Below are 14,651 nucleotides of genomic sequence, written 5' to 3'. Positions count from 1 at the left end.
GATACCCGATACTCAGATTTCAGTATGACCATGCGCTCGCAGGAGGCACATGGCGTTATCAGTCGGCCAACCAGGCGTTGGCCCAATGCTGCAGGTGACGTTCGTTCAGAACATAGTCGCGCAACACCACTTCACGCAGGGCCTCACCCTGGCGGTAACTGGCGTCGGGATCGGCCAGGTGCATGCGGATCGCGTCGAGCCACTCGGAGGTGCTGTTGCTGGCGACCCGGGTGCAAGGAAGATAGCCATCGTAGGCCTTGGTGTCGGAGCAGATCACCGGGAAACCACAAGCGCCATACTCCAGCAGGCGAAGATTGCTCTTGCAGTCGTTGAACAGGTTCTGCTCCAGTGGCGCCAATGCCAGGTCGAGGTTGAGGCTTGCCAGCTTCCGCGGGTACTCCGACATCGGTATGCCGCTGTGGAACTCCTTGACATAAGGCCGCAGCGGATCCGGGCACATGCCGAAGAATATCCAGTCGACCTGGCCCGCCAGGGTCTTGATCACCTCCTGCAACAGTTCCAGATCTCCCCGATGGCTGGTACCGCCCGCCCAGCCTACCCGTGGGCGCGCAGTGGTCTGGCGCTCACTTTCAAGGCCGACCCACAGCTTCGCAGCCAGCATGTTGGGCACTACCCGAATATCCTGATGCATGCTCGACAGGGCATCCGCCAGCGGCTGGGTGGAGACCACCACGCGATCGCACATCGAGATACCCAGGCTGACCGCCTCACGAATATCGGCAGGCATGTTGCGCGAGTGATCGTTTCGCTCCGGCACGCCGATGATGTAGTCGTCGATCTCGTAGATATGGCGGGCGCTGGACGCACGCACCACTCGCCCGATCTCCTCGACCGAACTCATCCGGCTACGGTACTGGAACACGATGACGTCAGGCTTTTCACGCTCCAGCTCAATCAAGCCGGGTACCCGATAGTTCTGTTTCCCTTGGATCCAGCCGGCACTCTCCAGCTCGCGGAAGGGTTGTGAGACCCGGTAATGGCCAACGGCGGACGAGTTGACCGGCAGTGCCAACACCGATGGCAAGACCCGCTCCAGGAACGGATCCCAGCCTTGGCGCAGACCGGGCTCCAGGCTGAAGCTGGTCATTGTCAGGCTGAGATTGCAGTTGTAAGCAGGATCGCGGGCAAGCTTGGCAAGCCAGCGGTCATGAAAGACCTCGCTGTCGGCATTACCCTGCGGACCACCCTGAACATCACCTTGCTGACTGGTCAGACGCGCCACCATGGACATGGGGGTCATGACCACCAGATAGCCCTGCTCTGTGACCCTCAGGCAGAAATCGGCATCCTGCAGCCTACCCTGCAACCCTTCGACATCAAAGCCGCCCAAGGCGTGGAAGACCTCCCGACGCACCAACAGGCAGTCCAGGGACAGAGCGCTCCAGTTCTGCGTGCAACCAAGCCTGTGCATGTAGCCATTGGCATCCGCCGGCAAACCGACGAAGGGGCTACCGGCCTCACCGTGCAACCCCAGCACCAGGCCCGCACCGAAAACAGTGCCTGATGGCGTGCACAGCTTGGGCCCGACTACACCGACTTCCGGCCTCTGGGCTTGGGCCATGAGCTCCGCCAACCAACGCGGCTCGAAAGCCATGCAGGCGGTGTCGAGCATCAACAGGTATTCGCCACGGGCGGTGAGGCTCGCCTCGTTAAGCCGCGCCACACGGCCGCCAGCGGACACCTCGACCACCCGCAACTGGTCGCTGCCCAGGCTCTGCATGGCCTGCAGCCATTGGCGCAGGTCAGCCGGAGTATCCGTGGCGGCAATCAGCAGCACCTCGAAATTGGCATAGGCGCAGTGCTCGAACAGGGACTCGACACAACGCCTCGCCGATACAAGATCGTCCCCCACACTCACCAGGATCGAAACCCCTGCCTGTGTTTCATGCCGGTAGGCCACGCGGCACAATGCCTGGTCGGATGCCCCGACCACGTCGGCGCCTACCCCGAGTCGTCGCAAATGTGCCTGCACCACACGCGGTGCCTGCGTCACACAACGCGGATCACTCAACCATTGGGCGAAGTCCCACTGGCAATGCACCAGCAGCTCGTCGACGTGTTCAATGACCTGCAGTCCACGCGTCTCTGCCAAGCGCCAGAACAGATCGTGAGGGGCCATGATGTCGAAATCCAGATCGAAGCCACCCACTTGGAGCAGTGCCTTGCATTCGAATGCCAGCAAGCGCCCGACATACGGCAGGCTGCGCATCAGATCCAGATTGAAATCTGGCTTGAAGATCGGTGTCGACGCACGCAGGTTGTCATGACTGCCTTCGTCGACATACATGCAGACCCGATCTCGCAAGGCCATGCGTTCGCCCATGATGGCCAAGGCGTGGGGCACCAGGCGATCACCTGCCTGCAACAGGAATACCCAGTCGGCATCTCCCTGCACCAGTCGCGCCTGCAACTGCGCAAGCCCATTGCCTTGTGCCGGCAAGCGCTCGATACCCGTAGTTTCGGGTAAGCGCATCTCGACTGGTGCGCACACCCAACAGGCGGCTGGCGCGTAGGATTGCTCGGCGAGACTGGCCAAGGTCGTGCGCAAGGCCTGCTCGTCACCTTCCCCGGCCCAGATCACCGGTACGATGCGAGGCCTGGACGGCCAACGTTCGAAACGTTTCGGCAGCAGCTTGAACTGGGCCTCCGTCAAGCGGCGACAATCCAGCCATTGGCTGTAGATTTCCTCGAAGGAAAGGCAATCGCTTCCCAGTTGCTGGTGCACCCGGGCTTCCTGCAGTGCGCGCAGACCGTTGAGGTCGTACTCCTCCCAATGGGCGTCCTGCGCGCCGTCGTAACACGCCAGTGGCACGTAGCGCACCCAACCTTTGGCCGGCGCCGCCTCACTGCCACGCGCCTCTAGCATCGCCTTGATCCACAAGGTCTCGGTGGGATAGGCCAAGGTCATACCGGCCTGATGGCTCAGTCTTCCCGGGTGCAGGCGCTCCAGGCTGAGGAAGCGCTCCAGATGCCCCAGATTACCGCGCCGCATCAGGCAGAGAAAAAGCGCCATGTCCAGACGCGCAACAAATCCGCCTTCGACCAGCGGGGGCAGAAACTCCTGCACCAGCTCACGCCGCATCAGCGCGTGGCTCAATCCACCAAAGAGGTTGGAGCCCATCGACTCCAGCGCTTCAAGCAGGTCAGCCCCCTTGACCACGGCATCCTGCGGGCACATCAGCATATTCAGCATGCGTGACGGCAGCAGTGAGTCATCCGCCGCACAGAGCATCCGCTGGCAGATGCTCATGCTGACATCGGCATGCCGGTTCAGTACCGCCGCCTGCTCGCTGACACAAGAGCTGAACAACACATCGTCATCACACAGGAACTTGATCAACTGGCCCCGCGCCTGCTCGACGCACATCACCAAGTTGCGGCCGAACCCGAGGGTCTGCGGATTACGCAGGTAGCGCACCGGTTTTTTGGTTTGCTCGGTCACATCGTCGACGATACGGCGGATATCGTCGCCACGACTGTCGTCACACACAAGAACTTCGAGATTCGGATAGTCCTGGCTGAGTGCGCTCATCAGAGCAGCATGCAGAAAATCTGGGTTGAATGCCGGAATGGCAATGCTGACGAGAGCCGAGTGATTCACGAGGGGAACCTGCTGGAAGAGGCCTGCGCACTACCCCGCAAGAGACAGTGCGCAGCCGATGACACGAGGAAGGATCAGATGTAGTTGACCAGCGACAAGCTGGAAATCTTGGCAAAGGACTGCATCGAAGCTGTCAGCTGGTTCTTCTGCATCTCCAGGCGCATCATCACTTCGCCGATATCACTGTCGCGGATCGAACCCTGGGTCTTGGTGTTCTCGATACCCAGAGCCTCGTTGGTTTCAGCCTGTACATCGAGGGCCTGGCCGCGCCCACCAATTGCCGAGATGGAAGATGACACTTGGCTAGTGGCACTGGCAATGTTGCCGATCGCCGAGTCCAGCGAGGCCAGGAAGGCCTGGCGAGCAACCGAGTCATGGTCCTGCGGGGTGTTCAGCGCACCGCGCAACTGGCTGATGGTGTTGAGGATGTTCTGATTCTGGTGGGTATCGACCTTGACGCCGAACGAATCACCTGCGCTTGGCGGACCGGACAGCTCGAAGCTCACACCGGCTGCGGTGGCCGTATTCCCGCTGAGAGTTCCCGAGGAAATCGGGCGGCTGTCGGCGGTCATTGGTGCTGCATACAGTTCGAAGTCGGTGGCACTGGTGAATTTGAGTACAGCACCACCACCCGGGAATGCGGCCTTGTAGGCGGTCGGGTCGGTGATCTTGGCGTCGGTGACCTGCTCCGACGACGTATTGCCTGGGCTACGGCTACCAGAGATCGAGTCAGCCTTGGAGCTCAGGCTGAACGTATGGCCGGCGATAGCCGCGTCCGGGTTGCCTTCGTCACCTGGCTTGAAATCGATCTTCAGGCGCAGGTCTACACCGCGGAAGTTGATGCTGATGTTATCGCCTTTGGGGTCGAACTTGCCGCCCTGGCTGGCTTCCAGGGTCACATCGTTGCCCCCGGCATCGAGGATCTTGTATTCGGTGCTGCTGGTGAACTCGATGCTGTAGGGCTCGCCGCTACGGAAACGGTCGTTGTAGGTGGCACTGCCGGAAACCTGGCCATTGGACAGGCTGACACGCCCGTCATCAGGTAGCGGGGCTGTCTGCTTGGTCTCGCTGCGGCTGGTATTGAGCGCCTGCTCGAACGCGCTGTAGCCCGTCTCGTTGGCGGCCAGGCTGAGCATGTCGCCCACCTGCAGCATGAGTTGGCTCTGGTCGCCCTGATAGCTGTAGGTGCCGTCGGAGTTGCGCACGTAAGGCGGAGTGTCGCCCTTGGAGCCCGAGAACAGGTACTTGCCGTTCTCGTCCCGGCTGTTCATCAGCGAGAACAGTTGGTCTTCCAGGGAGGCAAGCTCAGAGGCGTTGGCCTTGCGGTCGGCATCGGTGAAGCCGGCATTGCCGGAGCCCATGGCCAGCTCATTGACCCGCTGCAGCACCGCGCCAATGGCATTGAGCGTGCTTTCGCTGGAGCCCAGCGCGTTGCGCACGTTGGTGATGTTGCCCTTGAACTGGTCGAGCATGTTTTGCTGCTGTTCGAGCTGCAACAGACGCGCGTAGCCAACCGGATCATCGGCGGCGGTGCGCACGCGGATGAAATCGCTGGCTTCTTGCTGGGTCTTGTTGAGATTGCCAAAAGTACGCTCGTAGTTGGCGCTGCTGCTGGAGTAGAACTGCGGAGTGGAGATGCGCATGGCCTACGGCTCCTTAAAGGCTGTTGATCAAGGTTGCGAAGGTTTCCTGTGCCGCCTTGATGATCTGCGACGACGCGGTGTAGTACTGCTGGAACTTGACCAGGTTGCCGACCTCTTCATCCACCGACACCCCCGAGCTGGAGTTGCGGCTGGTCAGCGCGGAGCCATGCAGCGCGTTGGTGGCGTCGCTGTCCATCGATGCCTGGTTGGTCTTGCCGCCGACATTGGATACCAGCTTGGCGTAGGCATCGGTGAAGCTGATGCCCTTGCTGCCATCGCCGGTATTGACCGTGGGTTTGGTCTGCAGGTCGATCACCGACTGTGCATTGCGGTTGTCTGCAGAACCGGCCTTGGTCAGCGATACGGTGTAGTTGTCACCATTCTTGGGCGCACCGGAGATGCTCATCTCGAACGAGAAGTTCATTTGAGCGCCACTGGCGTCCTTGATCGGGTTGCCGCTGCCATCGACCATTGGCACAGACAGCTGCAGCTTGTTTTCCTGGCCAGGGATGACCGTACCGCTGCCAAGCGGGTTACCTTTGGAGTCGTACATGGTGTACGCCTGAGGCGATACGGAATCGTCGCCAAACACCAGCTTGACCGGGGTCGAATACTTCAGCCCCGTCTGCATGTCCGAGCGTTGCTTGGCGTCGTAGATATCCAGCTTGGACGTCAACGTGGGCTGGGAGGTCTGCCCGGTCCCCTTGTTGCCCGAACCGCTGGTGGCGTTCAGCGGGCTGGCCATGGCCAGACGGCTCGGGTCGGTCAGCACGGTTTCCATGCTGGCCGCCGCGTTGCGGGTCGGGGTGATCTTGAAGCTGTCGCCGGCAACCGGGGTGCCACCATTGAGGTTGAGCGTGAAACCGTCGATCACAGGAGGTGGGTCGGCCGTGATGTCGAAGGTACCCATCTCGGAATTATCGGGCAGACGCCGCACGGAATACTCGGTGGCGCTGGTGAAGACGACTTGATAGTCGTTGGTAGTGAGCTTGCCGCTGTCCTTGATGTGCACATCGAGGTTGCCGGAACCGGCACTGTTGCCCAGCTTGGGGATGCTGCGCCCGGCAACGGCCGTTGCACTGTTGATGTCGCCAAAGAGGGTCGCACCGAACTGGCCATTCTTGTCGATACCCTGGGCCAGCTGGCTGTTGATCGCATCGGCGACCACCAACGCCACACGGCCCAGTTCGTTGAGCGCAGGGTCGAGGGTGTCCCTGCGGTAACGCAGCAAGCCACCGATTTCGCCACCGGTAGTGCTGTCGGTGACGTCCATCTTGGTCGAACCGCGATTGAGCACCAGATTCATGCGCGTCGGGTCGGTCGAGGCGGGTTCCACACCCAGCGTCTGGGTGGAGTTGCCCAGCACCAGGGACTGGCCGTTCTTCAGGTAGATGTCGTAGTTGCCCTCGCGCTCCACCACGTCCACGCCGACAAGCTTGTTCAGCTCGCGCACCGCGCCATCACGCTGGTCAAGCAAGTCATTGGGCTGGCCATTGACAGCACCGAGCTTGGCGATCTGCTGGTTGAGGTCGGCGATGGTCTTGGTGATGTTGTTCACCTGTTCGGCCATCGACCCCAGACTGCCATTGATGTTGGCGTTCTGCTGGGTGAACTGCGCCGACAACGTATTGAAACGCTTGGCAAGTGATTGTGCGCTGGTCAGCAGCAACTGGCGCGAGGCATCTTCGGTGGGCTTGGCCGAAGCATCCTGCATGGCGCTGAAGAAGCTCTTGAGTGCGGCAGTGATACCGGTATCGGCGCCGGACAGGGCAGTGTTGAGCGGGCCGATCTGATTAAGATACGTGTTGGCGTCACTGGAGAGCGACGTGGTGGTACGCAACTGGTTCTCGATGAAGGCGTTGTACACCCGTCGCACATCGGCCAGGGTGGTACCGGTGCCCATGAATACCTGGCCAACCTGCTGGGCACCCTTGGTCTTTTGCACCATTTGTTGGCGAGAGTAACTTTCAACATCGGCGTTGGCGATGTTGTTACCCAGGACGTACATCCCGGACTGGGCGGCACCCAGCCCCGACATACCGATATTGATCAAACTCGCCATGGTTCCCTGCCCTTAAAGTTGTGTACTGGTACCGAGCATTGCGTAGCTCTGCTGCGACTTCATCTGCTTCGCGATCTGCGAGATCTTGCTGGCGTAATTGGGGTCGGTGGCGTAACCGGCCTTTTGCAGCTCTCGCACAAACTGTTCTGGTTTATCGGCGGCGCTCACGGCATCTTGATAGCGTGAATTGCTCTGCAGCAAAGTTACCAAGTCGTGGAAACTTTCCTGATAGCTGTCGTAGGAACGGAACGCAGCCGTCTCCTTGACGAACGCACCATTGCGGAACTCGCTGGTGATCGCACGCGCCTCACCACCCTGCCAACTGCCAGTTGCCTTGATGCCAAACAGGTTGTGGCTGCTGCTGCCATCGGCATTGCGCATGACCGATTTGCCCCAGCCGGTTTCCAGCGCTGCCTGCGCCACCAGGTACCGCGGGTCGATGCCAATGCGCTTGGCCGCCTGTTCGGCCATCGGCAGCATGGTCTCGACGAAGGCGTCGCTGTCGGCGAAAGCCTTTTTCGGTGCCAGCGGGGGCTGAGCCACAGCGCGCCCGAGAATCTGCAGGTTGCCGCTCGGGGCCGCGAACGCCCTGGCCGGCTCCCAGTCGCCGGTTGCAACGCCACCGACCGGGATATCGCCCCGGCGCGGCAACGCCGCCGTGTTGGTCGCCGTGCCTGGGTTGCCGGCAGACGGGACGATACCGGCCAGCAGCCGATCGGTGAGCTTGCCCGGCAGCGCCAGGCGCCGCGAATTGAGCGCCGCCACGTCATTGCGCACACCCGCGCCTGCCTCGGCATGCACTGGCGCGGCGACTTTCGACGCCCACAACGCCGGGGCATGCCCTTCGATACGCGGGAACGGGCTGGTGTTCACGGAGGCGGCCTTGTTCTTGGACAACTGGCGCACCAGCACGTCCTGCAGGCCAATACCACCACCCTCGCGGGACATGCTCACAGCCAGCTGCTGGTCGTACATGTCTCGGTACTGCTTGACCGTGTCGCTGTTCATCGGGCTGTCTTCATCGGCCATGACATCGGTGGCCTTGCGCGATGCCTTGAGCAGCTCGCTGATGAACATCGACTCGAATTCCTGGGCTACCTTGCGAACATTGCCCTCGCTATCCCGATCACCATGCTTGAGCGCGCTCAGGCGATTGAGGTCGGTGTAGGCGCCGCTGTCGATCTGGCTGGACACCTGAGTTTTAGGATTCATCAGACGCCCCCCTTAGATCACGATCAGGTCGGCTTGCAATGCGCCGGCCTGCTTCAGGGCTTCGAGGATCGCCATCAGGTCGCCTGGCGCCGCACCCACCTGGTTCACTGCACGGACGATTTCATCCAGCGTGGTACCGGGGCCGAACTTGAACATCGGCTTGGCTTCCTGCTGGGCATTGACCCGCGAACGCGGCACGACCGCAGTCTGGCCATTGGAGAATGGCCCTGGCTGGCTGACGATAGGGTCTTCGGTGATGGTCACGGTCAGGCTGCCGTGGGTGACGGCCGCAGGCGAGACCTTGACGTTCTGGCCGATGACGATGGTTCCGGTACGCGAATTGATGATGACCTTGGCCACCGCCTGTCCCGGATCGATTTCGAGGTTCTCCAGGATCGACAGGTAATCGACGCGCTGGCTCGGGTCCATGGGCGCGGTCACCCGCACCGAACCGCCATCAAGGGCCTGGGCCACGCCAGGGCCGAGCAGTTCATTGACCTTGTCGACGATCCGCTTGGCCGTGGTGAAGTCTGGGCGGTTGAGGTTGAGGGTAAGGCTGTTGCCCTGGTTGAAACCGCTGGGTACGGCACGCTCGACCGACGCACCACCCGGGATGCGGCCAGCCGACGGAACATTGACGGTGATCTTCGAACCGTCACGACCCTCGGCATCGAAACCGCCTACAACCAGGTTGCCCTGGGCGATGGCGTAGACATTGCCATCAATCCCTTTGAGCGGGGTCATCAACAGGCTACCGCCACGCAGGCTCTTGGAGTTACCGATCGACGACACGGTAATGTCGACCACCTGGCCAGGCTTGGCGAATGCCGGCAGGTCGGCATGCACCGATACCGCCGCCACGTTTTTCAGCTGCACGTTGCCAGACCCAGGCGGCACCTTGATGCCGAACTGCGACAGCATGTTGTTGAAGGTCTGCAGGGTGAACGGTGTTTGCGTCGTCTGGTCACCGGTGCCATTCAAGCCGACCACCAGGCCGTAGCCGATCAACTGGTTGGCACGCACGCCGGAAATGCTGGCGATGTCTTTCAGGCGCTCGGCGTGAGCACCGAACGCGCAGGACAGAAGGAGTGTCGCGGCAATCAACCGCCTAGCGTTGAACATGGTCATCCGTACTCAAAAGGGCCAGAGCGGGCTGATGAAGAAACGGTCCAGCCAACCGGGCTGGCTGGCATCGGCGAAGGAGCCGGTGCCCGAATAGGTGATGCGCGCGTCGGCCACACGGGTGGACGGCACGGTATTGTCGGTGGCGATGTCATCGGCACGTACCAGGCCGGCAATGCGCACCAGCTCTTCGCCGGTGTTCAGGGTCATCCATTTTTCACCACGCACGGCAATGATGCCGTTGGGCAGCACTTCGGCCACGGTAACGGTGATCGAACCGGTGAGCGTGTTGCCCTGAGTGGCCTTGCTGTCGCCCTTGGTGCTGCGATCGCCGCTGTAGCCTGCGTCAAGGCTGAGGTCCCCGCTGCCCAGCGGGTTGTTGGTGTTGGGCACGGTACCGAACAGCGAGGTGAGGCCGATATTGGCCTTGCTGTTCTTCTGGATCTGGGAACCTGCGTTCTTGCTCGCCGAGGTACGCTCGTTGAGGGTGATGGTGATGATGTCACCCACCCGGAACGCCTTGCGGTCGGTATACAAGCCTTGTTCGAAACCGGCCTGGTAGATCGAGCCGTTATTGGCCGCTGCCGGCAGCGGGGTGCGCGGCAGAACCGGCGCGTAGTACGGGTCGTTGGGCTTGGGCGTCGGTGCGACGCAACCAGCCAGCAACACCGCCCCCCCCAGGGCGAAAACGGACAACAGACGATACATGACACTTACCTCTAGCAGGCGCTGTAGCAGCGTGCGGTTTATCGGCGGCCCGAAGTGGCTGGGCCGCCAGGACTTACAGTTGCTGAGTGACGAACGACAGCATCTTGTCTGCGGCGGAGATGACCTTGGAGTTCATCTCGTACGCGCGCTGGGTGGTGATCATGTTCACCATCTCCTCGACCGTGCTGACGTTGGAGTTTTCCAGGGTCTGCTGCAACGTGAGACCGAAGCCGTTCAGCCCCGGGGTACCGACCTGTGGCGCACCGCTGGCGGCGGTTTCGAGGAACAGGTTGTTGCCCATGGCCTGCAGGCCGGCCGGGTTGATGAAGTCGGCGGTCTGGATGTTGCCGATGATCTGCGCAGCCGGGTTGCCCTGGGTGGTGATCGACACGGTGCCGTCCTGACCCACGGTGAAGGTCTGGGCATCCGGCGGCACGACAATGGCAGGTTCCAGCGCGAAACCGTTGGCGGTGACCACCTGGCCGTCGGAGTTCAGGTGGAAGGTGCCGTCACGGGTGTACGACACGGTGCCATCAGGCTGGAGCACCTGGAAGAAACCGCGGCCATTGATCGCCATGTCCAGCGGGTTCTCGGTGTTCTGCAACCCGCCAGTCTGGAAGTTTTTCTGGGTGCCGACCACGCGCACGCCGGTACCGACCTGCAGGCCCGAAGGCAGCTCGCTGTCCTGGGTGGACTGCGCGCCAGGCTGGCGTTTGATCTGGTACAGCAGGTCCTGGAACTCGGCACGATCACGCTTGAAGCCGGTGGTCGAAACGTTGGCCAGGTTGTTGGAGATGACCGTCAGGTTGGTGTCCTGGGCGGACAGGCCGGTTTTAGCGACCCAAAGAGCCGGAAGCATTTAGTGTTCTCCTCGTGCGCCTGTTTTACGGCACTCGTTCAAATGTGATTAGCCGATTTGCAAAACACGCGCCATGGCTTCGTCGCCTTCCTTGGCCGCGCTCATCATTTTGACGTGCAGTTCGAATTGACGGGACAGCGCCAGCATCGAAGTCATCTCACCGACGGCATTGACGTTGCTGCCCTCGAGGAAACCCGACACCACACGCACATTCACATCGGCGTCCGCGGGTTGGCCGCTGGCGGTGTGGATCAGACCGTCCAGCCCCTTGGTCATGCCCTTGGTGTCCGGATTGACCAGCTTGATGCGATCCACTTCGGCCATTACCCGTGGGTCTTCGCCCATGGCGCGGATGCTGATGGTGCCGTCGTCACCGATCTCGACCTTCTGCTCTGGCGGAATGGCGATAGGGCCGCCGTTGCCGATGACCGCCATGCCATTGCCGGCCCGCAGCACGCCAAGCGCGTCAATGTTCAGGCTGCCGGTACGCACATACGCTTCGCTGCCGTCGGGCGCCTGCACGGCAATGAAACCATCACCGGTGACCGCCACATCCAGTTCACGACCGGTTTCAACCAACGGGCCGGCACTGAAATCGGTGGCCGGGCGTTCGCTCATGGCGAAAGCACGCGCCGGAAAGCTGTCACCAAACACCGGCATCGAGCGCGCCTGCTCCAGGTCGCGCTGGAAACCGTTGGTGGAAACGTTCGCCAGGTTGTTGGCATGGGCCTTCTGCGCCAGTGCGTTCTGGCTGGCACCGGTCATGGCCACGTAAAGCATCTTGTCCACAGTCATCCTCCGCTGCACTGGCGATCGATTGCCGGTCGCCGTGGCTGTGGCAAGCGTCGAGCAAGTTTCGCGCCAACTACCATTAAAACGGCAAAGACCCCGGTTTACGGGGCCTTTGCTGAAAAGCCCGGCGCGCGCGAGACAAAATCTCGGCGGCGGGCGGCCGGCAGCGGCAAGGGCTGGCCGCCCTCGACGCTACCTGGCGACACTTGGCTGTCAGGTGATGGTGAAGGTATCTCCGTTGTTGGTCTGGAACGACTCGATGGTGTTCGAGCCGGCGTACCAATTACTGAGCATCACACCAGAATCCAGGTTGCCGGCATTCCAGTCCGCCTTGGAGAAGATATAGGCATTGACGCCATCGTTCTGTACCACGACATCCTGGAATGTCTGGATGTTCTTCAGCACGACCACATCGATACCAGCGGTACCGGTGTCCTGAATCACCACGCCAGCCTTGGAATAGATGGTGTAGATATCACTGCCCTCACCCCCAAAGGCATAACCGGCGCTCATCATGTCAAGGCGGTCGGCACCGGCACCACCATACAGCTCATAGGCGTAGCCATTGCCAACGAGGCGATCATTGCCGTCATCACCGTACGCCTTGCCATTGGCGGTCTGGATCGTGTCGTTGCCAGCGTCCCCATGATAGATGGAGCCTGTATCGTTCAACGCACCCGTGATGGTGTCGTCGCCGTCACCACCATTGATCGTGTCCGCCTGGGCAACCTGCGTATTGGCCGGGCGCGCCAAGGCGCCGAAATCGGTGGAATAGATACCATCCCCGTAGAGAATGTCATTGCCCGCGCCGCCATTGATGACGTCATCACCTTCCGCGCCGTAGAGCGTGTTCGCCCCGGCATCGCCATTGAGCACATCAGCGAACGCGGAGCCCGCCACCCCCTCGATACCGCTTAGTACATCACCCTCGGCATGCCCACCCCCCACAACCCCCGTGGCAAGATCTACCGACACACTAGCATTACTCGAGATGTACCAGGCCGAATCCCGCCCGGCCCCGCCATTGATCACATCCGCCCCAGCGCCGCCGATGAAGTTCTCGCTCGCGGCAGTCCCGATGAACGCGTCATTGAAGGCCGTGCCCTCGAAGCTCTCGATACTGGTGAACAGGTCATTGCCGGTTGCGTTCAGATCGAGCGTGATGCCAGCCCCCTCACCCGCGAACGTCAACAGATCGACGCCGCCAGCGCCATTGAAGTCATTGGCCTGGTCGTTGGCCACGAAGACATCACCCAAGGATGATCCGACGAACTTCTCGATGCCCTCGAAGGTATCGCCTTCGGCGATGCCACCGTGCTGGCCGGTCTTGAGATTCAGGAGGATGCCTGAACTGCTGTCGCCATACGAAACGGTGTCGATACCCGCCCCACCGACGAATCGGTCGGCACCAGCGCCACCAAACAAGGTGTCATTGCCAGCACCACCGACAATCACATTGTTACTGGCATTGCCATAGCCGGTGAAGTTGCCGGTACCGATGAAGGTCAGGTTCTCCACCTCGTTGGTCAGCGTGTAGTTGGCAAGGGTCGTGCGCACCTCGTCGATGCCGCCACCAGCCTGCTCGACCACGCCAGCGGTGCTGTACAGGTAGTAGACGTCGTCACCGGCGCCACCGGCAAAGCTCTTGCTCGAGCCTGTCGCCTGCATGATGAAGGTGTCGTTCTGGCTACTGCCGATGACACTGTACATGCCCGTGAACTTGTCACCCTCGGCGTCACCACCCTGCCCGCTGCCGCCATTACCTTCTATCGTGATCTTCACCGCCTGCTCGGACAGCGAATAGTCCAACGTGTCGTTCAGACCGCCCTCGAAGGTGTGCGCACGGGCATCGCTGATGAAGGTGTCGGCGTAGTTCGAACCTTGGAACACCTCGATGCTGTCGAAGGTATCGCCTGCGGCGATACCAGTATGCACACCGGTCTTGAAGTTCAGGGTGATGCCAGCACCGGCGTCGGTATACGACACGGTATCGTTGCCCGCGCCACCGATGAAGCGGTCGGCACCGGCGCCACCACGCATCACGTCGTTGCCACTGCCACCGGTGATGATGTTGTCGCTGGCATTGCCAACCCCGGTAAAGTTGCCGGTACCAATGTAGGTGAGGTTTTCCACCTCAGGGGTCAGGGTGTAGCTGGCCAGGGTCGTGCGCACCTCGTCGATGCCGCCGCCAGCCTGCTCGAACACACCAGCGGTGTTGTACAGGTAATAGGTATCGTTACCGGCACCACCGGCAAAGCTCTTGCTCGAACCTGTCGCCTGCATGATGAAGGTGTCGTTCTGGCTGCTGCCGATGACACTGTACATGCCCGTGAACTTGTCACCCTCGGCGTCGCCACCCTGCCCCTTGCCACCGGTGTTGTCGATTGTGATGGTCACTGCCTGCTCGGACAGTGAATAGTCCATCGTGTCGTTAAGACCGCCCTCGAAGGTGTGCGCACGAGCGTCACTAATGAAGGTATCGGCGTAGTTCGAACCCTGGAACAGTTCGATGCTGTCGAAGGTATCGCCAGCGGCGATGCCGGTGTGCACGCCAGTCTTGAAGTTCAGGGTGATACCGGCACCGGCGTCGGTATACGACACGGTATCGTTGCCCGCGCCACCGATGAAGCG

Annotated in this window: 9 protein-coding genes; all 9 read right to left on the bottom strand. The window is 61.2% G+C overall.

Annotation, left to right across the window (positions count from 1 at the left end):
- Positions 1-58: 58 nt before the first annotated feature.
- Positions 59-3,622 carry a glycosyltransferase gene (locus OH705_RS21930; protein ID WP_267302987.1) on the bottom strand — a complete coding sequence of 1,188 codons (3,564 nt, stop codon included), beginning with the start codon at positions 3,620-3,622 and terminating at the stop codon, positions 59-61.
- 74 nt (positions 3,623-3,696) lie between these two features.
- The gene (locus OH705_RS21925) at positions 3,697-5,265 is read right to left on the bottom strand and encodes a flagellar hook-associated protein 3 (RefSeq protein WP_267302986.1); all 1,569 of its coding nucleotides are present in this window, start codon (positions 5,263-5,265) and stop codon (positions 3,697-3,699) included.
- Between the two features lie 13 nt (positions 5,266-5,278).
- Complete coding sequence (gene flgK / locus OH705_RS21920) at positions 5,279-7,327, bottom strand: flagellar hook-associated protein FlgK (protein WP_267302985.1); 2,049 nt, start codon at positions 7,325-7,327, stop codon at positions 5,279-5,281.
- Between the two features lie 12 nt (positions 7,328-7,339).
- Positions 7,340-8,539 (bottom strand): flagellar assembly peptidoglycan hydrolase FlgJ, encoded by a 1,200-nt coding sequence (gene flgJ, locus OH705_RS21915; RefSeq protein ID WP_267302984.1) that lies wholly within the window; start codon positions 8,537-8,539, stop codon positions 7,340-7,342.
- A gap of 12 nt (positions 8,540-8,551) precedes the next feature.
- Entirely contained in the window at positions 8,552-9,661 is a 1,110-nt protein-coding gene (locus OH705_RS21910) for a flagellar basal body P-ring protein FlgI (RefSeq protein WP_046857711.1), read from the bottom strand.
- 12 nt (positions 9,662-9,673) lie between these two features.
- Positions 9,674-10,369: a flagellar basal body L-ring protein FlgH gene (gene flgH / locus OH705_RS21905; protein ID WP_046854650.1), complete on the bottom strand. Its 696-nt coding sequence runs from the start codon at positions 10,367-10,369 to the stop codon at positions 9,674-9,676.
- A 73-nt stretch (positions 10,370-10,442) separates the two neighbouring features.
- Positions 10,443-11,228, bottom strand: a complete 786-nt coding sequence (gene flgG / locus OH705_RS21900) for a flagellar basal-body rod protein FlgG (protein ID WP_046854649.1) — start codon at positions 11,226-11,228, stop codon at positions 10,443-10,445.
- Positions 11,229-11,276: 48 nt separating this feature from the next.
- Positions 11,277-12,017, bottom strand: a complete 741-nt coding sequence (flgF, locus tag OH705_RS21895) for a flagellar basal-body rod protein FlgF (protein ID WP_160291229.1) — start codon at positions 12,015-12,017, stop codon at positions 11,277-11,279.
- 216 nt (positions 12,018-12,233) lie between these two features.
- The coding region (locus OH705_RS21890; protein WP_267302983.1) for a beta strand repeat-containing protein at positions 12,234-14,651 on the bottom strand (2,418 nt) is incomplete at its 5' end.

Source organism: Pseudomonas sp. BJa3 (assembly GCF_026343815.1).
Classification (GTDB): Bacteria; Pseudomonadota; Gammaproteobacteria; order Pseudomonadales; family Pseudomonadaceae; genus Aquipseudomonas; species Aquipseudomonas soli.
Note: the sequence above shows the minus strand (reverse complement) of the source record. Positions and strands in the feature narration are given on the sequence as shown.

What these genes read in the sequence shown, in the direction of transcription:
- OH705_RS21925 (WP_267302986.1), bottom strand. Translation starts at nt 5,265, where the DNA reads ATGCGCATCTCCACTCCGCAGTTCTACTCCAGCAGCAGCGCCAACTAC.
- flgK (WP_267302985.1), bottom strand. Translation starts at nt 7,327, where the DNA reads ATGGCGAGTTTGATCAATATCGGTATGTCGGGGCTGGGTGCCGCCCAG.
- flgJ (WP_267302984.1), bottom strand. Translation starts at nt 8,539, where the DNA reads ATGAATCCTAAAACTCAGGTGTCCAGCCAGATCGACAGCGGCGCCTAC.
- OH705_RS21910 (WP_046857711.1), bottom strand. Translation starts at nt 9,661, where the DNA reads ATGTTCAACGCTAGGCGGTTGATTGCCGCGACACTCCTTCTGTCCTGC.
- flgH (WP_046854650.1), bottom strand. Translation starts at nt 10,369, where the DNA reads ATGTATCGTCTGTTGTCCGTTTTCGCCCTGGGGGGGGCGGTGTTGCTG.
- flgG (WP_046854649.1), bottom strand. Translation starts at nt 11,228, where the DNA reads ATGCTTCCGGCTCTTTGGGTCGCTAAAACCGGCCTGTCCGCCCAGGAC.